This is a genomic window from Thalassospira sp. HF15 (genome assembly GCF_011806525.1).
Lineage (GTDB): Bacteria > Pseudomonadota > Alphaproteobacteria > Rhodospirillales > Thalassospiraceae > Thalassospira.
The window spans coordinates 13,901-36,221 of the sequence record NZ_JAAVKI010000001.1; the positions used below are offsets into that span (position 1 = coordinate 13,901).

Annotated in this window: 21 protein-coding genes; 15 read left to right on the plus strand and 6 right to left on the minus strand. The window is 52.3% G+C overall.

Annotation, left to right across the window (positions count from 1 at the left end):
* Positions 1-31: 31 nt before the first annotated feature.
* The 3 genes from HED22_RS00070 to HED22_RS00080 all read left to right on the plus strand — a co-directional run bounded on the left by HED22_RS00070 (position 32) and on the right by HED22_RS00080 (position 3,925).
* Positions 32-1,048 carry an ABC transporter permease gene (locus HED22_RS00070; protein WP_167717720.1) on the plus strand — a complete coding sequence of 339 codons (1,017 nt, stop codon included), beginning with the start codon at positions 32-34 and terminating at the stop codon, positions 1,046-1,048.
* Complete coding sequence (gene yjfF / locus HED22_RS00075) at positions 1,038-2,015, plus strand: galactofuranose ABC transporter, permease protein YjfF (RefSeq protein ID WP_175581073.1); 978 nt, start codon at positions 1,038-1,040, stop codon at positions 2,013-2,015. Before HED22_RS00070 ends, yjfF begins: the two co-directional genes overlap by 11 nt.
* A 344-nt stretch (positions 2,016-2,359) precedes the next feature.
* Positions 2,360-3,925 carry an endonuclease NucS domain-containing protein gene (locus tag HED22_RS00080; protein WP_167717721.1) on the plus strand — a complete coding sequence of 522 codons (1,566 nt, stop codon included), beginning with the start codon at positions 2,360-2,362 and terminating at the stop codon, positions 3,923-3,925.
* A gap of 35 nt (positions 3,926-3,960) precedes the next feature.
* Here HED22_RS00080 and HED22_RS00085 read toward each other — a convergent pair whose 3' ends face one another.
* Positions 3,961-4,710, minus strand: a complete 750-nt coding sequence (locus HED22_RS00085) for a FadR/GntR family transcriptional regulator (RefSeq protein ID WP_254869635.1) — start codon at positions 4,708-4,710, stop codon at positions 3,961-3,963.
* Between the two features lie 535 nt (positions 4,711-5,245).
* Here HED22_RS00085 and HED22_RS00090 point away from each other — a divergent pair.
* Complete coding sequence (locus HED22_RS00090) at positions 5,246-6,019, plus strand: SDR family NAD(P)-dependent oxidoreductase (protein ID WP_167718950.1); 774 nt, start codon at positions 5,246-5,248, stop codon at positions 6,017-6,019.
* Positions 6,020-6,076: 57 nt separating this feature from the next.
* Complete coding sequence (gene araD1 / locus HED22_RS00095) at positions 6,077-7,066, plus strand: AraD1 family protein (RefSeq protein WP_167717722.1); 990 nt, start codon at positions 6,077-6,079, stop codon at positions 7,064-7,066.
* A 173-nt stretch (positions 7,067-7,239) separates the two neighbouring features.
* Here the strand turns inward: araD1 and HED22_RS00100 are convergent, their stop codons facing one another.
* Positions 7,240-7,812: an XRE family transcriptional regulator gene (locus tag HED22_RS00100; protein ID WP_254869636.1), complete on the minus strand. Its 573-nt coding sequence runs from the start codon at positions 7,810-7,812 to the stop codon at positions 7,240-7,242.
* Positions 7,813-7,906: 94 nt separating this feature from the next.
* On the opposite strand from HED22_RS00100, the gene HED22_RS00105 reads away from it, so the two are divergent.
* Positions 7,907-8,416, plus strand: coding sequence for a GNAT family N-acetyltransferase (locus HED22_RS00105; protein ID WP_167717724.1), 510 nt, complete (start codon positions 7,907-7,909; stop codon positions 8,414-8,416).
* Between the two features lie 35 nt (positions 8,417-8,451).
* Here HED22_RS00105 and HED22_RS00110 read toward each other — a convergent pair whose 3' ends face one another.
* The gene (locus tag HED22_RS00110; RefSeq protein ID WP_167717725.1) at positions 8,452-9,210 is read right to left on the minus strand and encodes an IclR family transcriptional regulator; all 759 of its coding nucleotides are present in this window, start codon (positions 9,208-9,210) and stop codon (positions 8,452-8,454) included.
* A gap of 136 nt (positions 9,211-9,346) precedes the next feature.
* On the opposite strand from HED22_RS00110, the gene HED22_RS00115 reads away from it, so the two are divergent.
* From HED22_RS00115 to HED22_RS00140, 6 genes are all read left to right on the plus strand, one after another.
* Entirely contained in the window at positions 9,347-11,074 is a 1,728-nt protein-coding gene (locus tag HED22_RS00115; protein WP_167717726.1) for a thiamine pyrophosphate-requiring protein, read from the plus strand.
* Between the two features lie 166 nt (positions 11,075-11,240).
* Complete coding sequence (locus tag HED22_RS00120) at positions 11,241-13,055, plus strand: sugar phosphorylase (protein ID WP_167717727.1); 1,815 nt, start codon at positions 11,241-11,243, stop codon at positions 13,053-13,055.
* 56 nt (positions 13,056-13,111) lie between these two features.
* A complete protein-coding gene (locus HED22_RS00125; protein WP_167717728.1) occupies positions 13,112-14,314 on the plus strand; it encodes a hypothetical protein in 1,203 nt (400 codons plus the stop codon).
* A 121-nt stretch (positions 14,315-14,435) separates the two neighbouring features.
* On the plus strand, positions 14,436-15,521 hold the full coding sequence (locus HED22_RS00130) for a hypothetical protein (RefSeq protein WP_167717729.1): 1,086 nt from the start codon (positions 14,436-14,438) through the stop codon (positions 15,519-15,521).
* 166 nt (positions 15,522-15,687) lie between these two features.
* Positions 15,688-16,158, plus strand: a complete 471-nt coding sequence (locus HED22_RS00135; RefSeq protein WP_167717730.1) for a hypothetical protein — start codon at positions 15,688-15,690, stop codon at positions 16,156-16,158.
* 375 nt (positions 16,159-16,533) lie between these two features.
* Entirely contained in the window at positions 16,534-17,016 is a 483-nt protein-coding gene (locus HED22_RS00140; protein ID WP_167717731.1) for a PAS domain-containing protein, read from the plus strand.
* A 14-nt stretch (positions 17,017-17,030) separates the two neighbouring features.
* Here the strand turns inward: HED22_RS00140 and HED22_RS00145 are convergent, their stop codons facing one another.
* Positions 17,031-18,263 carry a glycosyl transferase gene (locus HED22_RS00145; protein WP_167717732.1) on the minus strand — a complete coding sequence of 411 codons (1,233 nt, stop codon included), beginning with the start codon at positions 18,261-18,263 and terminating at the stop codon, positions 17,031-17,033.
* Positions 18,256-19,104: a mannosyl-3-phosphoglycerate phosphatase gene (locus HED22_RS00150; RefSeq protein WP_167717734.1), complete on the minus strand. Its 849-nt coding sequence runs from the start codon at positions 19,102-19,104 to the stop codon at positions 18,256-18,258. Before HED22_RS00150 ends, HED22_RS00145 begins: the two co-directional genes overlap by 8 nt.
* 391 nt (positions 19,105-19,495) lie before the next feature.
* Here HED22_RS00150 and pobA point away from each other — a divergent pair, with 391 nt between their 5' ends.
* The 3 genes from pobA to HED22_RS00165 all read left to right on the plus strand — a co-directional run bounded on the left by pobA (position 19,496) and on the right by HED22_RS00165 (position 21,653).
* The gene (pobA, locus tag HED22_RS00155; protein WP_167717736.1) at positions 19,496-20,662 is read left to right on the plus strand and encodes a 4-hydroxybenzoate 3-monooxygenase; all 1,167 of its coding nucleotides are present in this window, start codon (positions 19,496-19,498) and stop codon (positions 20,660-20,662) included.
* A gap of 209 nt (positions 20,663-20,871) precedes the next feature.
* Complete coding sequence (locus HED22_RS00160) at positions 20,872-21,165, plus strand: YqjD family protein (RefSeq protein ID WP_167717738.1); 294 nt, start codon at positions 20,872-20,874, stop codon at positions 21,163-21,165.
* Complete coding sequence (locus HED22_RS00165; RefSeq protein ID WP_167717740.1) at positions 21,162-21,653, plus strand: hypothetical protein; 492 nt, start codon at positions 21,162-21,164, stop codon at positions 21,651-21,653. The genes HED22_RS00160 and HED22_RS00165 overlap by 4 nt, the downstream gene beginning before the upstream one ends.
* A 41-nt stretch (positions 21,654-21,694) precedes the next feature.
* Here HED22_RS00165 and hpt read toward each other — a convergent pair whose 3' ends face one another.
* Complete coding sequence (gene hpt / locus HED22_RS00170) at positions 21,695-22,231, minus strand: hypoxanthine phosphoribosyltransferase (RefSeq protein WP_008891923.1); 537 nt, start codon at positions 22,229-22,231, stop codon at positions 21,695-21,697.
* Positions 22,232-22,321: the final 90 nt, after the last annotated feature.

A 22,321-nucleotide genomic window follows, 5' to 3' on the forward strand; every position in this document is an offset into this window, starting at 1 on the left:
AGACAAAAAGAAAATACGGGAAAGCAGCACGATGTCTGCATCTTCTTTGTTAAGTCGACCCTGGTTTGGTCCGGTCGCAGCACTGGTTTTGATCGTGCTGGGGATCGGGATCATTTCGCCGGATTTCTTCAGTATCCGCATTGTTGACGGGCACCTTTACGGGTCGCTTGTCGATGTTGTTCATCGCGGGGCGTCAACTGCCCTTGTTGCTGTGGGCATGGCGATTGTCATCGGAACGCGCGGGATTGACCTTTCGGTTGGTTCGATCATCGCCATATCAGGGGCGGTGATGGCGGTTCTGATCCGCGATACTGATCTGCATCCGGCGGTAATTATCCTGGCCGCTCTTGGTGCCGGGATCTTGTGCGGTTTGTGGAACGGCATCCTGGTTGCCTTCCTTGATATTCAGCCGATTATCGCGACCCTGATCCTGATGGTGGCCGGTCGCGGGATCGCCCAGATGATTACGGGTGGTCAGATCGTGACTTTCCACGGTGAATTCTTTGAGGGCATCGGCAGTGGTTATCTGCTGGGTATTCCGTGGCGGGTGATCATTGCGGCCGCCGTGATTGCCGCGATCTATTTCATCATGCGTAAAACCGCCCTTGGTTTGTTTGTTGAATCGGTTGGTGGCAATGCGCGCGCCAGCCGGGTCGCGGGCATTGATGCGCGCGGGATTAAGCTGATGGCCTATGCAGCATCGGGGCTGTGTTCGGCCTTTGCCGGGATCATCATTGCGGCTGACATTCGTGGGGCTGATGCCAACAATGCCGGTTTGTGGCTTGAACTTGATGCCATTCTGGCGGTGGTGATTGGCGGGGCGTCCCTGATGGGCGGTCGGTTCTTCATTGGCATGACCGTTATTGGTGTTCTGATCATTCAGGCGCTGACCACGGGTATCTTGCTGTCGGGTCTTCCGTCGCAATACACCCTGATCGTCAAGGCGGCCGTGGTGATGATCGTCCTTCTGGTGCAGGCACCGAAATCCCGCGAACTGGTCGGGCAGGCGATGGAACGCATGAAGCGGGGGAAATCCGATGAAGATTAATGAACGGTTTTATCCGATCCTTGCCACGCTTGCGGTTCTCGTACTGCTGTATGGCTATGGCATTTTCGAACACCGTGCTTTTTCCGATACCTATGTTCTGGGCGCGCTTCTGACCGATAATGCCTTTTTGATCATTACCGCCGTTGGCATGACCTTTGTCATTCTCTCGGGCGGGATTGATCTTTCGGTTGGCTCCATGATTGCCTTTATCGGGGTTCTGATGGCCGAACTTGTGACCGGGTTTGGCATGCATCCGGTGACGGCAGCCGTGATCTCCATTATCGTCGGATCGGCATTCGGGGCGTTTATGGGGGTGATTATCGCCAAGTTCGATATTCAGCCCTTCATCATTACGCTGGCGGGGATGTTTTTCCTGCGCGGGATGTGCTTCCTGATCAATCTTGATTCCGTTCCGATTGATCATCCGTTTGTCTCTGCCTTTGGCGGGTTCAAGGTACAACTCCCCGGTCGTGGCTGGTTAACGGCATCAGCCCTTTTGATGTTGGCAACGGTTATTGGCGGGGTGGTGATTGCCCATTTCACCCGGTTCGGTCGCAATGTCTATGCGATTGGCGGGGATCGTCATTCCGCAGAATTGCTCGGCGTTCCGGTCCATAGCACGATCATCCGGGTTTATACCCTGTCAGGCTTTTTCAGCGCGCTTTCGGGTGTGGTGTTTGCCTTTTATACCGCATCGGCCTATCCGCTGGCCGCAGTGGGCGTGGAGCTTGATGCGATTGCCGCCGTGGTGATTGGCGGAACGCTTCTGACCGGTGGTATGGGCTTTGTGATGGGGACCTTCTTTGGCGGGATCATCATGGGGGTTATCCAGACCCTGATCGCCTTTGACGGGTCGCTCAACAGCTGGTGGACCAAGATCATGATTGGTGCACTGCTGTTTGGCTTTATCGTCTTGCAACGCCTAATCACGCGTTCCTTCTCGGGCATGCGGGCCGGGGCAAGTTGAGCATTCAAAACCGGGCGGAAAAATTCTGACAAACCGGCCGGAACAGGGTGCTGTTCCGGCCGATGTTTTTGTTCTCTAATATTGAAAAACCATCTGTATTGCTTGTTTTGGTAAGTAATAAGCAAGAATATCACAAATGGGTGAAATAAATATTGTATGAAGAATGGGCTGTGCTTCGCTCCGCTCTGCCCGACTTCGAGACGAGATCGGGACATGAAGCTAGGGCGATGCAAATATCAAGAAAGTTCTGTATATGTTTAAAGGCCGCTAAGCTTGCGGATTGCACATTTGTATTGTCTAATAAGCATAAAGAATTAGGAATGTTTTCTTAGGCGAGGGGGGTGATGAAGGAAGCGGATATACGTCAAATGCTTGCTCGTAAGTTGCATTTAATTGACGCTGACCTTGAATTGACTGCGGAAGAGCACCGGATAGTTCTGCCTGATGGTAGAACAGCTGTGATTGATATACTTGCGAAGGATAATGTCGGTCGATTTTATGTTATTGAACTTAAAAAAAGTAAAAATAGCGCACGTTCAGCTGTGCAGCAATTGTTCAAGTATGCCGCATTTCTAAAGAAAAAGTATAATTTGCGATCAGACCAAATAACTTGCGTTGCAGTGTCGACAGATTGGTCGGAGCTAATTGATCCATTCTCAGAATTCTCAGAGTGCTCAGATTATCAATCAAAGGGAATTAAGATACTCATTAAAGGAAAGGAGATATCTTTTGAGGAGGTTTCGACTAACTTTTCCCCGGGTGGGGGGGAGGTTTTAACTGAGTTTTACTTTGCGGAGTTTCGTGATGAGAAAAGGTTTTATTATATTCTGGACAAATTTGTTGCTTTCCTTAAAAAAGATGTGCCTTTTTTGAATTCAGTGATAATCCCATGCATTTATCTAGGAGATGATAAGAAAATAATAAACGGCTATGGTTTTTCGTGGTCTGTTTTTACGCCTTCTGATGAATATAACGGTTCAATATTGAGATTTATCGAGATTTATGAAAAAGAGAATCCGTTTTCTGATGATTGTGTTGAAGAATTTGAGCTGTATGATGATGAACATAAAGTTCTTATTGATAAGTGTTTGATTTTGATATCAACAATTTTTAATTCATCTTTGCGAAATGGTGAAGAGCTGAATGTTTTTAATGTGCATTCATTGAATAATATTTTAGTTACTTGGAATTATGAAGATATCATTTCAATTGGGCCAATGTTTTCTGGGGGCATTTTTGATAATGACGAGATTACGTCTATGTGTTGCGGCTATGAGGGCCTTCACCCCTATAATTTTGTGACAAAAATTTCCCCTAAAAACCCGGATCACTTCTTCTATGTGCGCAATAAAGTTCTTGGTTTCTTGAGAGGCAATTTCATTTGGAAGGCAGGTGTCTCTAAAATTTTGGAGGATACAGCTCAAGAAAGTGTCATTAGAATTTCAATATTTAATCCATTGAATTTATTTGGACTATTAGGGGATTTGTGCCGAAGCGGAGAAACTAAAAGAATACCGTTCCTTAATATTGAGGAGGAGTTCGAAGGAAATCGTGTGTGTTATTATGGAAGCATTGTTTGGGACGGAGTAATCCGGGATATGTCTATAAGTCAGGCAATGGACCGAAGTGCTGGATTGAGTGGCAGTGCTGGGTTGGGAGGAACTAGATTACTGTTCCAGATGGGAAATATGGATTTTTTAAGTAGGTCTGGAGATAAGTTTTTTGCGGAATTTGGATTGGCTCATTTCATTCTAAAAAAATCTGATGAAGGCGTTTCATTTTTAGACACTTCTGTTGAGCCATTTGCCTGGCGCCCTATAAATGGTGAGATTTTGAGTGTGCAGGATTTCATTGATGCTCACCCTAGTCTTATAGATGAAATGGAAGAATTCGAAAAATATTCCGCTTAGAAAGACTCGTTCCTGGTAGACTTTGAAAGTAATGATTACAGCCCGATCTGGTCCCAGTCATGTTCGACCGACATGCCGAGCTGCTTGCGCAACTCGCGCATGGTTCGGCGCAGCAGGCCGTGCATTTTGCTGCGCGCCTCTTCGGGGTCGCGCTGGCTGATGGCGGCATAGACCGCGTGGTGATCAGGCAGCGACTTGACATGCGCCTTTGGCCCGCCCGATGACAGGCGGAAAGATCCGATCAGGGCGGTTTCGATCAGCATACCAAACGATTTCATGAAATCGTTGCCCGACGCATCCAGAATACCCTGATGGAACACAAGATCGGTAATATAGACCGCCTCGGTGCCTGGTTCGGCCTTTTCCATCTCGAAATAGGCTGTTTCAAGATGCTTGATTTGCTCTGGCGTGGCGCGGACGGCGGCCATGGCGGCCGTGTTGGGTTCAATGATCAGGCGCGTTTCAAGCAGGCTATAGAGAAATGCCGGGTCCGGGTCCGGGAAATGCCAGGACAGGACATCAGGATCAAGCAGGTTCCAGCTTGAACGCGGTTTGACACGTGTGCCGGTTTTCGGGCGACTTTCAATCAGCCCCTTGGCCGACAGGATTTTGATTGCTTCACGAAGGGCCGTGCGTGATACATCAAGGGATTCACTTAGTGCCGCCTCTGTCGGCAGGACATCGCCCGGCACCAGCTTGCCCGAAACAATGCGTGCGCCAAGATCGTGCGCGACAATGCTGTGCAGACTGCGTTTGGCGTAAGTTCTCGACATGGTAGACGGCATATATTTCCTCCGACGTGGGCCTGATTAAAAAGCAAATAGGCATAAGGCCCGCTTTGTAATTATTCATATAATATGAATTTATTTTTGGGGCAACTTATCTGGTACCTCCAAACCCTTGTGCTGCATAGCATATAATTATTTCAGGGGTACCGTTTGGGCGCCGTCGGTTATTTGCGTATGTCATCAACTTATAAACAAGCTTTCGCATAATCGAAAGGAAAGACTGCATGGTTTGACGCTTGACAGCCCCGGATATCCTGATCATTAATGTTATTGTATGAAGAATAAAAAAACAAGGTTGTCAGGAGGAAGCATCATACCATCGCGCGCGATACCGTGCCGTGACCATTAATCTGGTCTGAAGGGCACTCTCAGGCGTAGCAAGATGTCGGTATCAGAAATTGTTTTCTGTTGCGCCGCACACATCAAGATGGATGCAATTTCTGGTGGTCTTGGCCTAAAATCGTGTTTGGCGTCCGGGGAATCCGGTGCCTGATACCTGAAGATAAAACACATGACGGGAGATGAAACGATCATGTCTGATCGCATGCCGACACACTACACAAGCCTTGAAGATAAATCGGTATTCATCACCGGTGGCGCATCGGGCATTGGCGAGGCGCTTGTAACCGCCTTTGTTGCGCAGGGTGCGAAAGTTGCCTTTGTCGATATTATGGAAGATGCCGGGAACGCGCTTGTCGAGAAACTTTCAAAAGACGCGCGCAATAAGCCGGTCTTTATCAAATGTGACCTGACCGACATCCCGGCCTTGCAGGCCGCCGTTGCCAAGGCCGCCGAGATCAATGGTCCTGTCACTGGCCTGATGAACAATGCTGCCAATGATACCCGTCATAAATGGCAGGATGTGACGCCGGAATACTGGGATGAACGTCAGGCGATCAATATTCGCCCGTCCTTCTTTGCCATTCAGGCCGTGGCCCCGATGATGCAAAAGGCCGGTGGCGGCGCGATTGTCAATTTCGGGTCGGTCAGCTGGATGATGGGGCAGGGCGGCATGCCGGGCTACACGACGGCAAAGGCTGCAACCCATGGTCTGACGCGCGGTATGGCGCGCGATCTTGGCAAGGATCACATCCGGGTCAATACGCTTGTGCCTGGCTGGGTCATGACGCAGCGCCAGCTTGACCTTTGGGTCGATGAAGCGGCCGAGCGCGAAATTGACGAACGCCAGTGCCTTAAAAACAAGGTGATGCCGGATGACATCGCGCGCATGGCGCTGTTTTTGATTTCCGATGAAGCCCGCATGGTCACCGCCCAGAACTTTATCGTTGATGGCGGCTGGGTCTGATCCGGACCGACGACAAACAACCCCAACAGATAATCAAGATCTTTCAGGACAGAATTTATGAGACTGGTTCAATTCAAGGACACCGCCGGCGCACAGCATGTTGCCGTGGTCGAAGACGAAAATACCCTGATCCCGCTCAAGGGCGTTTCCACAACCCGTGAACTTGCGACCATTGCGCTTGCCAAGGGCATGACGATGATCGAAAAGGCGAAGCGCCGCATGGGTGACGCCAGGGTCGACTATAACGAGGTTATCTGTGAAGGGCGCCTGTTACCGCCGGTCACCCATGTTGATCCGGCCCATTTCCTTGTGACCGGGACTGGCTTGACCCATCTGGGGTCCGCATCGGCACGTGCGAACATGCACAAGGCGGATAACAAGGACGCCAACGAGACAGACTCTATGAAGATGTTCCGCATGGGCGTCGAGGGCGGCAAGCCCAAGGCAGGCGAGCATGGCGTGCAGCCGGAATGGTTTTACAAGGGCGATGGCTCCATCGTAGCCAATCCGGGCGCAGATATCCCAAGCCCGTCCTTTGCCCTTGATGGCAGCGAAGAACCGGAAATTGCTGCGATCTACATCATTGATCATGACGGCACCCCGGTACGCATCGGCTTTGCGATTGGCAACGAATTCTCCGATCACGTCATGGAACGCCAGAACTACCTGTATCTGGCGCATTCAAAGCTGCGCCATTGCTCGATGGGGCCGGAATTGTTGCTGGGTGATCTGCCAAGCCATGTCGAGGGCACTTCGCGCCTTTATCGCGATGGCAAGGTGATCTGGGAAAAGCAGTTCGTCAGCGGCGAAGACAATATGTCGCATTCAATCGCCAACCTTGAATATCACCACTTCAAATACGACCTGTTCCGCCGCCCGGGCGATGTGCACGCGCATTTCTTCGGGACCGCGACGCTTTCGTTTGCCGATGGCATCACCACGCAGGATGGCGACGAATTTGAAATTGAATCTGCCTTGTTTGGTCGTCCGATCCGCAACCGCCTGATGCAACAGGCGGAACGCCCGGTGACCATCAAGGCGATCTGAGGTCTCTCTGAGACTCCCAGGGGCTAACGCCCTGACTACCTCCAAACGACACGACTGCAACCGGCCCTTATATGGGCCGGTTTTTTTTATGTGTGGGCAAAAAAGAAGGACAGCAGGGAGACCTGCTGTCTTTCAGGTGTTACGCGGGATTATCCGGGGATTATGCCGGGTGCCTATGGCATGCTGCGCACAACGGCGACGAGGTATCGGCAATTCTCACTGCTTTGATTTTGGAAAATGCAATCCTGCGGCGGGCCGAGTTCGAGGCAATCCCCCTGATCAAGCTTGTGCACCCGGTTGCCTTCGTGAAACAGCAAGCTGCCGTCAAGAACCCAGATCGCCTGTTGGATGAAGGTGAAGGCCGAGGCGGGCATGGTGACCTGTTGACCTGCGGGCAAATTGACCTCGACAAGCTCCAGCGGGATTTTCTGCCCTGAGAGGACCTGGCGACGGTCATAACCGGTCTCGGGATCGGACCATAAAGGCTGCGTCGCGTGGCTCCGTACACCATGGTGGATGGATGGCGTGCGTGACAGCAGTGCCGACACCGTCAGCGACAAGGCCCCGGAAAGCCGGCCAAGGACTGTTGCCGTCGGACTGGCCTCGCCGCGTTCGATCTTGCTGATCATGGCCTTGGAGACGCCGGATTTTTCGGCAAACTGGCCCAATGACCAGCCGCGCATTTCACGTTCGCGGCGAAGGCGTGCCGATAGCCATGCCGTTGTGTTGTCTTCTATATCGATCAAAAATCCATCTGTATTCGTTAAAATAGACTTTTTCTGTCTACTATAATGGATTAACGTTGGCAACATGTGATGTTAGCGCGAAGGGGAGGCGAGTATGCATTTGCGGGGTGCGACCAAGGATGATGTTCCGGAAATCCTTGAAATCTATAACCAGGTGCTGCGCGACAGTACGGCGATCTATGATGATACGCCCTCGACCCTGGATGAGCGTCATGCTTGGTTTGAGGAACGTCAGGAAAAGGGTTTTCCGGTGTTTGTGGTTGAACATGATGGACGGGTTTTGGGATTTGGTTCCTATGGTCCATGGCGGACGCGGTGGGGGTATCGTTTCACGGTCGAACATTCGGTGCATGTCCATATCGACCATCGCGGCAAAGGTGTCGGCGGGGTGTTGGTGCGCGCGCTGATTGCCCACGCCAAGCAGGCGGGCAAGCACGTCATGATGGGGGGGATCGATGCCGAAAATGTCAATTCGATCCGGTTTCATGAACGGTTTGGCTTTGTCGAGGTCGGTCGGGCACGGCAGGTCGCGCGCAAGTTCGATCGCTGGCTGGATCTTGTGACGATGCAGTTGTTTTTGGAGGATGCATCGGTCTCGACATAAGGGCCGATCAGGAACGTAAATGGTGGTCGTTGCGGTCAGGGTTTTTGAAACAATACATCCTGTGCGCTTTGCGCGGCTGAGTTCAGGTGGCTTAAGGTAGCGTTGCCTGCTTCAAGCAGGGCGGGCGATGCGCCAAACACCGAAAAGGCAGAGATCATGTTGCCGTGCTTGGTCAGGATCGGGACAGCAATGGCGTAGATATCGTGTTCACGTTCACCATTGTTGGTGGCAAAGCCTTGTTTGCGAATGGTAGCGAGCTCAGCTTTGAGTGCGTTGATGTCGGTGACGGTGTGATCAGTCATGCGCGTCATTTCGGCGTTTTTGAAATAGCGATCCTGATCATCAGCAGTCATATACGCCAGCCAGAGTTTGCCGTGCGCGGTACAAAAGGCATCAAGGCGCGATCCAATCCGGATATCAACATAAAGCGGCCGGTCGGGCAGGGCCTTGGCGATGCAAACCGCCATGTCGCGGTCAAAGGTGGTGGCCATGCAGGCCTCTCCGGTATCACGGGCCAGTTGATCAAGGATCGGCTGCAGGAGGATTGGCAGGTTGCCATCGTGCAAAACGCGTTCGCCCAGATCCGCAAACATACATCCCAACCTGAAAACCCCGCGTGATGTGACGCGCAATGCCCCGGCATGTACCAGCGTATGCAGGAACCGATGGGCGGTGATCATGTTGATGCCCAGCGCATCGGCGGTTTCCTTGGCCGTCAGTTCGCTTTGCCCGGCCGCAAACAGATCAAGAATTTTAAAGGCCTTCAGGACAGAGCCATTTAGTTGACTGGTCATCGGATCGGTTTTTCCCGCGCAAAAAGTTGGTGCCATGCCGTCAAACCTTGACGGCCACCGGATTTCAAGAATAAACTATATTATAAATAATATTTCAAATATAGAAATATTGATCAAAGAATGCAAGAGGCGTCTGATGAAAAGCGACAAGCAGGAAAACTCCGGTCAAATCACCCTGACTGCTGGCGGGGCGGTTCTGGCCCGTATGAAGGCCATCGGGGTTGATTATATCTTTGCCAATTCGGGGACTGATTTTCCGCCGATCATCGAAGGGCTGGCCGAGGCCGCGGCAAAGGATATCGACCTGCCTCACGCGCTGATCATGCCGCACGAAAATGCAGCGATGGGCATGGCGCATGGCTATTACCTTGCGACCGGCAAGACGCAAGCCGTCATGGCACATACCAATGTCGGCCTTGCCAACTGTGCGATTGGCGCGATCAATGCCGCGACCGAACATGTGCCGGTTGTCTTGATGTCGGGCCGAACGCCGGTGATGGAAAAGGGGCGGTTGGGCGCACGCACCGTACCGATTGGCTGGGGCCAGGAAATGCGCGATCAGGCGGCCTTGGTACGCGAAAGCACGAAATGGGAATATGAGCTTAAATTCCCCGAACAGGTACCCGATGTGGTTGACCGTGCCTATGCGATTGCCTCCTCTGTGCCCAAGGGGCCGACTTACGTTAGCTTGCCGCGCGAAGTTCTGTGCGAACCGTGCCCGGGGGATGAGATTGACGGGCCGCTGCGTATGCAGCCCGTCCCCGTGGCCCCGCCGCAAAGCGCGGTCGAACAGGCTGCCGGCATTCTGGCCAATGCCAAGAACCCGGTGATCATCGCGCAACGCGGTACCGGCACAGCAGAGGCCTTTGGGCGGTTTGGTGAACTGGTCGACCAGTGGGGCATTCCGGTGGTGCAATACTGGGCGATCCAGCTTGCCATTGGCACCGAGCATCCGATGTTTGCCGGGATGGACCCGGCACCGTGGCTGCGCGATGCTGATGCGGTGGTGGTGATTGATTGCCTTGCCCCGTGGTCACCCGATATCCATGAGTTGCGTAATGACTGCCAAGTCATCCAGGTCGGCCAAAACCCGCTTTATTCCCGCTTTCCGGGGCGCAATTTCGCCGCCGATATCTCGCTTGTCGGCGAGACGGGGGATGTGATCATGATGCTGGCGGACGCCATGGACCGCCGCCATGCCGACCATAAATCGGCTTGCACAGACCGACGGGCCAAGGTTGCCGCCATCAATGCCGAAACCCGCAAAAACGCATTGTCAGCGGCCGATGCCGGGGCGGTGGACCCGATGACCAAGGCCTATGTCTCGCGCTGCCTGTCCGACGTCATCGCGGATCGGTCCGCGACGGTGTTTTCCGAGCTTGGTTGCCCGCTGGAGCCTTTGTCGCTGTCTGAACACAGCAGCTGGTATCAGGAACCGCATTCGGGCGGACTTGGCTGGTCCTTCCCGGCAGCGATGGGGTATCAGTTGGCTGACAAGGAAAAGCTGGTTGTCGCCACCATGGGTGATGGATCCTATATGTTCGCCAACCCAACCGCCTGCCACCAGATCGCCGAGGCGCTTGAACTGCCGATCCTGATTTTGGTGCTAAACAACAACGAATGGGGGGCGGTGCGCCAGTCGGTCACGGGCATGTACCCGGATGGCTATGCGGCCAAAACCAATGAAATGCCCCTAACCGCACTCAAACCCAGTCCCGATTTCACAAAGGTCGCCGAGGCCAGCCGCGCCTGGGTCGCCAAAGCCAAACGTGCAGAAGACCTGCCGGCTATCCTGCGCGATGCGATCAACCATATCGACACCAACCGCACCCACGCGCTGGTCGAGGTGACGATTGCGCCTTAAGCGTTTTCTGATGTAATCCAACGTTGGCGCCCGACATCTTGTCGGGCGCCATTGGTTTGCGCGGGTGCACTGTTTTGTGGCAACGCAAAATGCCTGCTTGCATCGCAGGCAAATTCATTATTTCATTAAGCTAATTATTTGAATTGCCTACCCGGAAGGAACCAGTATGGATCGCGTCGTTGGAACATCGGGACGCATTGCGTTTGCAAGCGCGATGCGCAACCTCCTTGCGGATGTGTATCCCGGGCACGACCATGCCGAATTGGTACGTCGGGTGTTTGAGGTTCTTGGCCTGCCGATTGAGGGCGAGGGGCCGGAACCCTGCGAGGAATACCTACGCAAGTGGGATCAGCGCGATGCGTTTCTGATCTCCTATGGCGACAGTATCCAGCAGGATGGCAAGAAAGGCCTTCAAAGCCTTGGCGAGTTTCATCGCAAGTGGCTGAAAGACTGGCTGACAGGTATTCATATCCTGCCATTTCATCCTTTCACATCTGATGACGGTTTTTCGGTCAGTGATTTTGATATGCTGCGCCCGGAACTGGGGAACTGGGGCGATGTCGAGGATCTGGCAAAGCACGCAACCGTGATGGCCGATCTGGTGGCCAACCATATTTCGGCATCCCATCCGTGGTATCAGCAGTTTCTGGCGGGCGAGAAGCCCGGGATTGATTACATCAAGACCGCAAATCTTGAAGATGACCTGTCTGATGTCGTTCGTCCGCGCAGCCACGCATTACTCAATCACGTGGTGACCAAGGACGGCGAAAAGCAGGTCTGGTGTACGTTTAGCTATGACCAGGTCGATCTGGATTATGGCAACCCGGATGTGTTTTTCGAAATGCTCAAGGTTGTTCTGAACTACCTAAAGCACGGGGTTCGGGTGGTCAGGCTGGATGCGATTGGTTTCATCTGGAAGGAAGTCGGTACCCCTTCTATCAATCTCGAACAGACGCACAAGCTGATCAAGGCGATGCGTCTGGCGTGCAATGCCGTGCATCCTGATGTGCTGTTCATTACCGAGACCAATTTGCCGCTTTTGGAAAACCTGTCCTATTTCGGCAATCAGGACGAAGCGCATCTGATTTATAACTTCTCGCTACCGCCGGTAATCATTCACGCGCTGCTCAGCGGGCGAAGCGACTATATCCGCAAATGCATCATGGCAATGCCACCGGCCCCGGCGGGATGTACGTTCTTTAACTTTACCGCCAGCCACGATGGTATTGGTCTGCGCCCGGCCGAAAACCTGATCCCTGATGAAGATATCGATGGCTTGCGCGATCACGCGGTCAAGATGGGCGGGCAGGTCAGTTACCGGGCGCTCAAGGGCGGTGGTCAAAAGCCCTATGAGCTGAATGTCACCCTGTTTAGCATGCTGGCTGAGAACTTTGCCGGTGAAGCCACCATGGGGCTTGAGCGATTTGTGATGAGCCAGGCGATTGCGATGTCGCTTGAAGGCATTCCTGCCGTCTACATCCAGACCATCCTGGCGACGGAAAATGATCAGCAGGCTTACGCCGAAACAGGTATTCCGCGCCGCCTGAACCGGAAAATCTGGAAACTTGATGATGCGGAAGAAACGCTCACGCGCGAAGGTCCGGCCCGTTCGGCCTTTGATCAGTTGCGCGCGTTGATGTCGATCCGCCAAGGACAGCCAGCCTTCCATCCTAATGCCACACAATACACGCTGAACCTCGGTTCCGATCTGTTGGGCGTTTGGCGGCAATCGCACCTGAACGAACAAAGCATTTTCTGCGTCTTTAACCTGACAGAACATGTGCGGGACCTTGATCTGTCCAAGATCAACCTGATCATGACCGAAGGCTGGCAGGATCTGATCACCCAGCAGGTGGTGGGCGACTATAACGGCATGATGAAGCTGGCCCCATATCAGATCGTCTGGATTTCCAACATGGATGGCCGCAACCGCACCGAAAGTCGCCTTTTGCAGCGCTATCGGGATGCGATGCCAGTGTAAGTTCATTCAGGAATGGATCTTATCGTGAGAATTTAGATAGGGAGTGAGTTGGTTCAGTGCGCTGGTTTTTTGTTATTGTAGCTCTGGGATGCCTATCTTGTGGAAGTGGGGCTGCAGGGAGTGGAGGTGTCAATGGAGCGCCCCCGAAACTTGCTGATTATCAGTATTCGCTCCAACGAGTTTCTTTCCCGGTTTTGCCTAATAGGGAAGAGAAGCTATCAATAATAAATGTCAGTTATTCCGATGAAATTGAAGGGCTGCGTAGGCACCTGTTGTCAGTGTTTGGCAAGGTCTGTCTTGAGAACTTGGGGCAAGCGGAAAAGATCGACAAGATCGCGACACAGTACGCCGGAGCTGAACCATTTGTTGGTAAAACGATCATCCGCGGTGATTCTGTAAATGTAAAGTTTTACCCGGTTCGAGAGCTCTCTGAGAAAAGAACTTGGCGTGCTTGGCTCGTCAATGCGGGTGGGTTGGTTTGCGGTGTTGCCGCTCATAGAGGACTTAGATTCCCCCAATTCTTTCGGCAAAATCTTAAAGTCTCAATGGATAAACGGGTGTCTGATCAGTTCAGGGACGACGTAGTGCCTCTGACCTATGGGATCGTGGGAGAGCATTCAAGGCCATTTCGTCAATATAGCTTGCGTTTGTTCCGCAAGACAGATCAGATTGATTTCATCGAGTTGATTTCTCCGGAAGTTGCATCTGAAGATAAACATAAAACTTTGCAGATTACCGGAACATTTGATCCCGACGTTGTGTCTGCTCGGCGGTCGAATGACGATTTGCTATTTGCGACTGTTGGGGACGTTTGCATCGCCAATTTCGGAGATTACGAAGCCATGCGCGCCGCAGCAGCAGAGGTTACATCAAGGAAAAAACTCGGCAGGGCGCTTAGCGGGAAATCCCCTTTCGGGCATGAAGTAAAGAATTTTGTTCTCTATCATCATAAGCATGATCTACCGAATGTTTCTATATTAAGCCTGCGAGAGACCGGGGATATCTGCGGCTATTGGGAGAAAGGGCGTCATTTCGATAAAATAGATACGTTTTCACGCTTCGATATTGTCGAAGTGCAACGCTCTGGCACAGGTGATAGGTTCGAGCGCATTGGTTATTCGGAAAAGGCGAATGCAGCTGTTGTTGAGAAAGTGTTTCCTGTGCGAGGCGATTTGCTTCGCACAATCATGTTTTTCGATCGCGAACCGTACGACCAAATCCCCACCAAATATAATATGCCTTATCCTTGGCCTTACTGATCGCCGCAGCATCTCAGTGTGATCGGGTTCGTTTGCCCCGTCAATACAATTGCAATCTTCAGTAGATGTGTTTTTCTAGTCAATGCTTTTTGGACTTAGCTAATTGAGTTTGGGGTAAAGTATGCGTTTTGCGTTGAGTATTGTCGCTTCGCTTATGATTCTAAATGGTTGCACGACAACGACTGACCATACCCAGCCTTATCTTGTCGGTGGGCAAGGACCGCAGTACGACTTTTTGGTTCGCGCGGCGAACGAAATCTGCGTTGATAACATTGGAAATGCCGATGCGATCGATAAGGCTGCGCGCGCGTTCATGATTGAAGAACCGAAAACGGAACAGAACCAGATCGGGCTCAGGAACGTTAGAGCGACAATTTACCCCGTTGGTAAGCGTGGCCAGGCTGCTGGTGTGATTGCGCAAAAAGAAGGTGAAAGTTGTGCGGTAATTGCCAAGCAGTCGGTCGAATTCCGCAAAGCGCTCAGGGAAGCTCTCGGCTTGGAAATGGAAGACATGGGTGCATCGTTCGACTTCGGAGACGTAATGGATTTGCAGTATGGGTTTAGCGAGGCCCATAACCTTCAGGTTAAGCAATACAAGTTGATGACGGACAGCGGACAATTACTTGATGTCGTTGAGTTCATGACACCAAACGCATTCCGGGAAGAGAGCGCTGTATTTTCCATGGTTTCTGGTGCGCTAGCGAGACGTCAATCCAATCCCAACGAGACTGAAAGGGATGTTTTCGCTGCAGTAATAGATGACGTTTGTTTGCCCAATGCCGGAGACGTCACTAACCTTAAGAAAGAAGCAGAGTTGCTATCTGGCACTACTGGTGTGCAGTTGGATCGTCCTGAAACCACAATGTTCGCTGACGAACTCCAAATCTATGCTTTGTCTCTGACTCCCGATGCCACGGGAACATTTATTGGTATTTCAGAGGATGGTGGGCTATGTGGCTATTGGGCTGTTGGTGCAAAACAGGAAAAATTTGATATATTCCAGTCGCATGATCTTATGCAAGTGGATGCTGAGCTACTTGACGAGGGGCTTGTTGAACTGGGTTTTAGCCCTGATGAAAATGTCGCTATTTTCCAATTGGCATTGCAACGCGATGGGCAGCAAATATACTGTGTATTTGTGATGGAGCGAGAAGCCTATTCCAAGCTTAATTTCCACGATCTTCCTGTGTTGCCTTGGGCACTTTGAACAAAAAGTGTTCAAAAATCCCCTCTGGGTATTCCACCTTCTAAGGTGCAGCTTAAAATCATTAAATCGTAATGCGGATCTGGTGTGCTGAAACGCTATTGCGCGGCTGTGTCTGTTTCCTGTATTCGTATATTAAAGGATAGAAGATCAAGGGGCATGACGCGCAATGGCTTATGCGCAGGAAGTTCGGATTCCGCATCTGCCCGATGATACCGATCACCGTGTTCGGGCATATGTCGAAATCTGGTGGGATGCGGCCCGTGGAGGGCAATTACCCGACCGTAAACGGTTGAATGCAGACGTTTTGTCGCAATGGATAGATGATATCTGCATTTACGAATATCTGCCCGAGAAACGCGATTTTGTCATTCGCATCGATGCGCCCAATATCATTGCGGCCAGTGGTGAGTGTTATAAAGGGTGTTCCCCGCGCCAGATTGATCTTGATTTCGGAACCAACGTCTATCCGACCCTTCTTGAGGTGATTGATACCGGGAAACCTGCATTTCAACGCATCGGATATGAGCGCACGGTCTGGGAGGAATGGCTGCGTATCTTGCTGCCCGTTCAGACTACTGACCGGTCCGGTCGCGTGATCAAGCAGGTTTTTGTCACCCATTTCCTTTATCGCGCATAATCATTGGCGGAATTGATCCGTAAAGCTTGTTTCTGGCTTGAGTGTCCCCAAGTGGATACTGAAATGAGTTTTGGGAATTTGACCGCCAATGTTCGACACCTCCGATATTGAATTGACCCGTTTGCCCGAGGGTGGAGACGGACATATCCGTGCCTTTGACTGTGTCTGGCACAAAGCACTGGAGAGGTGCTGTGAGGGCGGGATGTCATTGTATCCCGTCCTGGTCGCCGGGCGACTGGGGTGCAGGCACAATGTTACCGGTATGTGCGATTACCAGCCCCAAGCATCCAATCATTTTCAGATGCCTGTCCATCAGGTGATTGGCGCGCGGTTCGCCTGTGCGCCAATGCATGCTGTGTAACAGGGGGATTTGAGTTGGAGCCAAGTGCCGTTCAGGAAAAGGAAATCTCGCAAGATGAGTTGGAAGATAATGTGCCAGCCAAAGCTCGTGAGTTGCTTGCATTCTGGAACAAACATGCATCAGGGCGACAATTACCGACGCGTGGCGATTTTCGTCCGGGGAATCTGAGGGCATGGATCGAAGATATCTCGATCTTTGAGTATATTCCGGAAAAGGATGATTTTCAGATACGTATCGAAGGCGAAAATATCGCGGCCCTGACCGGGGAGGATTGGCGCGGTGGATTTGCCCGTGAACTCGACAGCCAGTTTTCAACCAGCCTGCATGCGTCAATGACCGTTCTGCGAATGACAGGCAAGCCAAAGCTGCATCACTTGCAGGTTTTTAAGAGTGATTGGCACAATGCGATCCGTTTGCTTTTGCCGGTATTGCTTCGAAAACCGGGCAAGGAAGACGTTCTGCAGGTCTTCCTTGCTATTTTCCCAATCGAGGAATAGGCGCGCGCAGACGTCTATTGCTTGCCGATTTCCATGTCATGAAGGTCGTCTTCGACCGCACTTGAAAGCTGTTCGAAGATGTCCCCCATCGCACTTTCGACACGCTGCCAGCTTGGAATGAACGGGCTCTCCAACGGGTTTTCAAGATAGTGCTGACCCGCACTGATGATCACTTCTGACAGGACTTCAACGCAGTTTTCTTCTTCATCGCGATTGATCTTAAGGCCATTGAACAAGGCATCCGCGCGATATTGTTCAATCAGGTCAAGCGCGGCGCGATAATAAGTTGCCTTAAGTGTTCTGAAGGTTTCAGGTGTGAAGACCGTGCCCTGAGTGGCCAGTTTGCGGAACAGGGATTTGGCGATGTCGCTTGCCATGCGCGACAGGCCGTCATCCTTCTGCGCCGGATCAAATTCGCGGTGTTTGTGGTCATAGATATCTGCGATATCGACCTGTGCCAGACGGTGTACCGTATGATTGCGATACATTTCCGAAAGCATGGAAACTTCAAGCCCCCAGTCAGACGCGACGCGCAAGCCATAGGCGACGTCGGTTCTGATCGCCATTTCACCCGAAAGCGCATAGCGGAAGCAATCAAGATAGTTCAGGAAATCGGTCTTGCCGACCACCTGTTTAAGCGCACGAATTAACGGCGTAACAAACAGGCGGCACACGCGGCCCTTAAGCGTGCCATTGGCAACACGCGCGTAATAGCCCTTGGCAAAGGCAAAATTGAAGGCCGGGTTGGCGATCGGATACATCAGTTTGGCCGGCAAATCCGGAGTGTAGGTCGCGATGTCGCAATCATGGATGCCGATGACCGAACTGCGTCCCGACGCAAGGGTATAGCCAAGGCAGTACCATACATTTCGGCCTTTGCCGGGTTCGTAGCGCGCAAGGTTATTGTCGGCCAAGCGATCGTGAACGTTGCGCAGGCGCGGGCCATCGTTCCATAGAATTCGGACATGCTGCGGCAAGTCTTTGAAGAATTCGCGCGCATGGAGGTATTGCTGCGCATCTGCACGATCCAGCCCGACGACGATCTGGTCGATATAGGTTGCCTGTTTGAGCCCCTCGACAATGGTTGTCATCGCCGGGGTTTCCAGTTCGGAATACAGGCAGGGCAGGATCAAGGTCTGGCGCCGCTGGCGGGCGAAGGCACTCATTTCATAGGCGAGTTCTTCCGGATTGCGGTCAAGAATGCGATGAAGGGTTGTGATCGGGCCACCCTGATGGAAATCAGCCATGAAGTACCTCGCTGTTTTTATTGGTATTGGTATCGGTTATCTGATCCAGAATCTCATTGACCGCTTCATTCCATCCGGCCGGGCCCGGTTGGGGCGCAATGCGCAGATTGGGATGTTCCAGTAGCGGGAGCGTGCGTTTGCCGTGTTTTGACGGAATTTGAACCGCGTAATCGGCTTCGGCCAGCATCGGAATGTCGTTTGGTGAGTCGCCAAGCGCAATTGTTGTGAACCGCTGGCGAGGTGCATCATCCGATGCATCTTCAAACCAGGTCACTGTCAGGCGTTCGATCATACGTCGCATCGCCTGTCCCTTGCTCGACGTCCCGCACAATGTATGGAATCGTCCGCCCTTCACCAGCGTAAGGCCAGACTTCTCCGCGATCTTGCGGGCAACGGCGATATCCTTGGCAGCGGGTTGCCAGATGAGCGGATCCGAACAATGCCGTTGTCCTGCGCGAATGGCATCTTCAAGTGGTAAACCGGTTTCTGCCGCAATGACTTCCGGGCTGACAGTGCGGAAACTTTCAACGGGGACAGCGACAGCAGACCGGATGTTTTCGCGGGCGCGATCAACCGTTTCAGTTGCCGGGCCATATTGTTCGACATTGCCGTTAAGCGCGATTACGCCGCCGTTTTCACCGATAAGTCCATCAAATAGGCCTGATGTCTCATTGATATATTCAAGTTCGGCAAGCGTTTTGGACGATACGGCGATCAGGGGAATAGAAAGATGTTTCAAGCGGTCCAGCGCCGGGCGTGCGTCCGTCCAGCTATAGGTCTCATGATCAAGCAATGTACCGTCAAGATCGGTAAAAATGGCGATGGCGCGGCTTTGAGGCATATTCCCGTTCTGTCGCGGTTTTAAAGGTTTTCCGGCCGATTGTGCAGGGCCGAAAAGATAACTTAGCACAGCGATGACAAAGGATCGATAGTTCGCAAGATGAATTTTCCATCACATGGGCGATCATGGTGAAATTTCCATCAGTTTGAAGGCAGTTCACCGCTTGGAACCTTAAGGCGCACACCCGGACCTTTGGAACTTCCTTCAGAATAGAACCAGATCATCCTTGAACTATAACCAAACCTGGATACGTGTTCGATTTGTCCAATCATTATCCCGGTTTGTCCATTCTGTACCAGCGGTATCCGGCGTATTGTTTCCGCAATGGAACGGTTCTTGTTCCAATTAAAAATAACAGAACCAAAAACCCTGATCTTGTGAGGAATTCGCCATGCATGTCCCTGTCGTCATCATCGGTTCGGGCCCGGCCGGACTACTTCTGTCCCACCTGCTGCACGTTCAGGGGATTGATTCCGTCATCCTAGAACGCAAAAGCCGCGATTATGTCGAAGGTCGCATTCGTGCCGGTGTTCTTGAAATGGGTGCCGTCAACCTGATGAAACGTGTTGGGGTTGATGCCCGCATGAACAAGGAAGGCATCATTCATAGCGGCATCTATATCAGCGTCAATGGCAAGCGCACGCATGTGAATATGGAAGAACTCACTGGCGGGTCGACTGTCATGGTGTATGGCCAGACCGAGGTCACCAAGGACCTGATCCAGGCACGCCTTGACCACGGTGGCGAGATCATCTTCGAGGCAGAAGATGTCAGTCTGCACGACATTAATGGTGACAAGCCCAGTGTTCGATATTTCAAGGATGGCAACGCGCTTGAACTGACCTGCGATTACATTGCGGCGTGTGATGGCTTCCACGGTGTTGGTCGCAAGACCCTGCCGGGGGTAAAGGAATTCGAGAAGGTCTATCCGTTCGGTTGGTTGGGCGTTCTGGCCCACGCCAAACCCGTGGCTGAAGAACTGATTTACGCCAAACATGACCGTGGCTTCGCACTGTGTTCGATGCGATCTGACAAGGTCGTGCGCCATTATGTTCAGGTGCCAAGCTCCGACAAGATCGAAGACTGGTCTGACGACCGTTTCTGGAATGAGTTGCGCACCCGCCTTGGCGAAGAAGATGCCGAACTGGTCAATGAAGGCGAAGTGTTTGAAAAAAGTATCGCGCCGCTCAGAAGCTTTGTGGCCGAGCCGATGCAGCATGGTCGTCTGTTCCTTGCCGGCGATGCGGCCCATATCGTGCCGCCTACGGGTGCAAAGGGGCTTAACCTTGCCGCAAGTGACGTCCATTACCTGTCCGAGGCATTGATCGCGAAGTACAAGTCCAACCGTGAAGACCTGCTGGCAAGTTATTCCGACACGGCTCTGGCCCGCGTCTGGAAGGCAGAGCGGTTCTCATGGTGGATGACCTCCATGCTGCACACCTTCGACGATCAGAAAGAATTCGATGGTCGCATCCGGGATGCCGAACTTGAATATATCCTGTCGTCAAAAGCAGGTTTGAAAACCCTGTCGGAAAATTACGTCGGTTTGCCTTACTGATCGGCGTGACGGGGATACCCACCCCCGACGGAGAAGTCCCGCTCTCCATTTCCGCCCAGAAATCCGACAGGTTATGAAGCGGCCCGCAACCCACGCGGGCCGCTTCTTTTTTTGCTGTGCCCTGAAATCATCACATTGTTTGTGGGAACCATATGCCATGTCAGCACGTTAGTTGTGTGTTGCTGTTTTCAAGACAATAGGAGAAAACCATGGCGACCAAGACCGAGACGACTGCTGATACTGCAAAACTTCAGGCCGATGTCGATGCCCTGCGCAGCGATCTGGCCGAGATCACCAAGACCCTGAAAACCATGGGTGGTGATGCAGCGCAGACCAAAACGCAGGCTGCGGCAGAGCGCATTCGCGAAGTATCCGGTCAGGCACGCGAGCAGATTGACCATGCACGCGGTGTAGCCGTGGATCAGGTTCGTGAGAACCCGCTGGCATCTGTTGCCGTGACCTTTGGTGTCGGCCTTCTTATAGGCCGTCTGCTGCAGAAATGATTGATCAGCTGACCGATATACTCGTCGATCAGGCAAAGGCCGCAGCCCGCAAGGGTGCGGCTTTTGCTGCGATCGCGGTTGTGATGTTGATTGGGGCTGGTTTCTTGCTGGCGGCCGTCTATATGGCGATTGCCGCATCCTTTGGCGCGATTGCAGCTGCCATGGCGATTGGTGGCACGATGGTGACACTCGGACTGGTCGCCCTTGCCGTGATGCTGCAACGTGATCCTGGCGACGCGGTCGATCATGCCTCTGCTGATGAACATGCGGCGCAGGCGCGTAAATCCGAAGATGACATGTTGTTTGATCTTTTGGTGCATTCGGCCATGACCGGTTATGCCACAGGCCAGGGCAACAAGCCGCGCATGCAATCCGGGTTTGATCAGATGATTACCGATCTTGGCGCTCTTGGCGTTTTTGATCCGCCAAAAGGGCGGATGAAAACCGATCAGTCCCAAGAGGATCCAGATACAAAAATGGCGGGATAGCAAAAGCTTCCCGCCATTTTTGAATTCTGTTCTTGCCCGGCTTATTCGCCGTGGAAATGGACTGTGCCGATGAAGGGCAGGTTGCGGTTGTTCTGGGCATAATCAATGCCATAGCCAACCACGAACTCATCGGGGATATCAAAACCACAGAAATCAATCGGGATTTCGACTTCGCGCCGCGACGGTTTGTTCAAAAGGGTGCAGATTTCCAAACGGTTCGGATCGCGGGTTTTCAAAAGCCGCACCACTTCCGAAAGCGTATAACCGGTATCAATGATGTCTTCGACCAGAACGACATCCTTGCCGCGGATCTGACCATCAAGGTCCTTGACGATGCGCACATTGCGCGAACTTTCCGTGGAATCGCCATAGCTGGATGCGACCATGAAGTCGACCTCGACCGGAACGGTCAGTTTACGCACCAGATCGGCAATGAAAACAAAGGAGCCTCGCAGCAGGCCAACAACAATCAGCTTTTCGGTGTCCTTGAAGCTTTCATTGATCTCGGCGGCAAGTGCATCGATCTTGGTGGCAATCTCGTCCGCCGTTATCAGCGGCTTGACATCATAATCAGCCATAAATTCCGGTCCTGAAGCGTTATTTGGTGATGCATCGCTTGCTAGCACAAGCCGGTCGTGATGACCAGCCTGTGAATGGTAACAGAAGTA

Bases quoted from the DNA above. Each gene is read 5' to 3' on its own strand.
- pobA (WP_167717736.1), top strand. From the start codon at position 19,496: ATGCATGTCCCTGTCGTCATCATCGGTTCGGGCCCGGCCGGACTACTT.
- HED22_RS00145 (WP_167717732.1), bottom strand. From the start codon at position 18,263: ATGGCTGATTTCCATCAGGGTGGCCCGATCACAACCCTTCATCGCATT.
- hpt (WP_008891923.1), bottom strand. From the start codon at position 22,231: ATGGCTGATTATGATGTCAAGCCGCTGATAACGGCGGACGAGATTGCC.
- HED22_RS00070 (WP_167717720.1), top strand. From the start codon at position 32: ATGTCTGCATCTTCTTTGTTAAGTCGACCCTGGTTTGGTCCGGTCGCA.
- HED22_RS00090 (WP_167718950.1), top strand. From the start codon at position 5,246: ATGTCTGATCGCATGCCGACACACTACACAAGCCTTGAAGATAAATCG.
- HED22_RS00080 (WP_167717721.1), top strand. From the start codon at position 2,360: ATGAAGGAAGCGGATATACGTCAAATGCTTGCTCGTAAGTTGCATTTA.
- HED22_RS00085 (WP_254869635.1), bottom strand. From the start codon at position 4,710: ATGCCGTCTACCATGTCGAGAACTTACGCCAAACGCAGTCTGCACAGC.
- HED22_RS00115 (WP_167717726.1), top strand. From the start codon at position 9,347: ATGAAAAGCGACAAGCAGGAAAACTCCGGTCAAATCACCCTGACTGCT.
- HED22_RS00105 (WP_167717724.1), top strand. From the start codon at position 7,907: ATGCATTTGCGGGGTGCGACCAAGGATGATGTTCCGGAAATCCTTGAA.
- yjfF (WP_175581073.1), top strand. From the start codon at position 1,038: ATGAAGATTAATGAACGGTTTTATCCGATCCTTGCCACGCTTGCGGTT.
- HED22_RS00110 (WP_167717725.1), bottom strand. From the start codon at position 9,210: ATGACCAGTCAACTAAATGGCTCTGTCCTGAAGGCCTTTAAAATTCTT.
- HED22_RS00135 (WP_167717730.1), top strand. From the start codon at position 15,688: ATGGCTTATGCGCAGGAAGTTCGGATTCCGCATCTGCCCGATGATACC.
- HED22_RS00165 (WP_167717740.1), top strand. From the start codon at position 21,162: ATGATTGATCAGCTGACCGATATACTCGTCGATCAGGCAAAGGCCGCA.
- HED22_RS00160 (WP_167717738.1), top strand. From the start codon at position 20,872: ATGGCGACCAAGACCGAGACGACTGCTGATACTGCAAAACTTCAGGCC.
- HED22_RS00150 (WP_167717734.1), bottom strand. From the start codon at position 19,104: ATGCCTCAAAGCCGCGCCATCGCCATTTTTACCGATCTTGACGGTACA.
- HED22_RS00130 (WP_167717729.1), top strand. From the start codon at position 14,436: ATGCGTTTTGCGTTGAGTATTGTCGCTTCGCTTATGATTCTAAATGGT.
- araD1 (WP_167717722.1), top strand. From the start codon at position 6,077: ATGAGACTGGTTCAATTCAAGGACACCGCCGGCGCACAGCATGTTGCC.
- HED22_RS00120 (WP_167717727.1), top strand. From the start codon at position 11,241: ATGGATCGCGTCGTTGGAACATCGGGACGCATTGCGTTTGCAAGCGCG.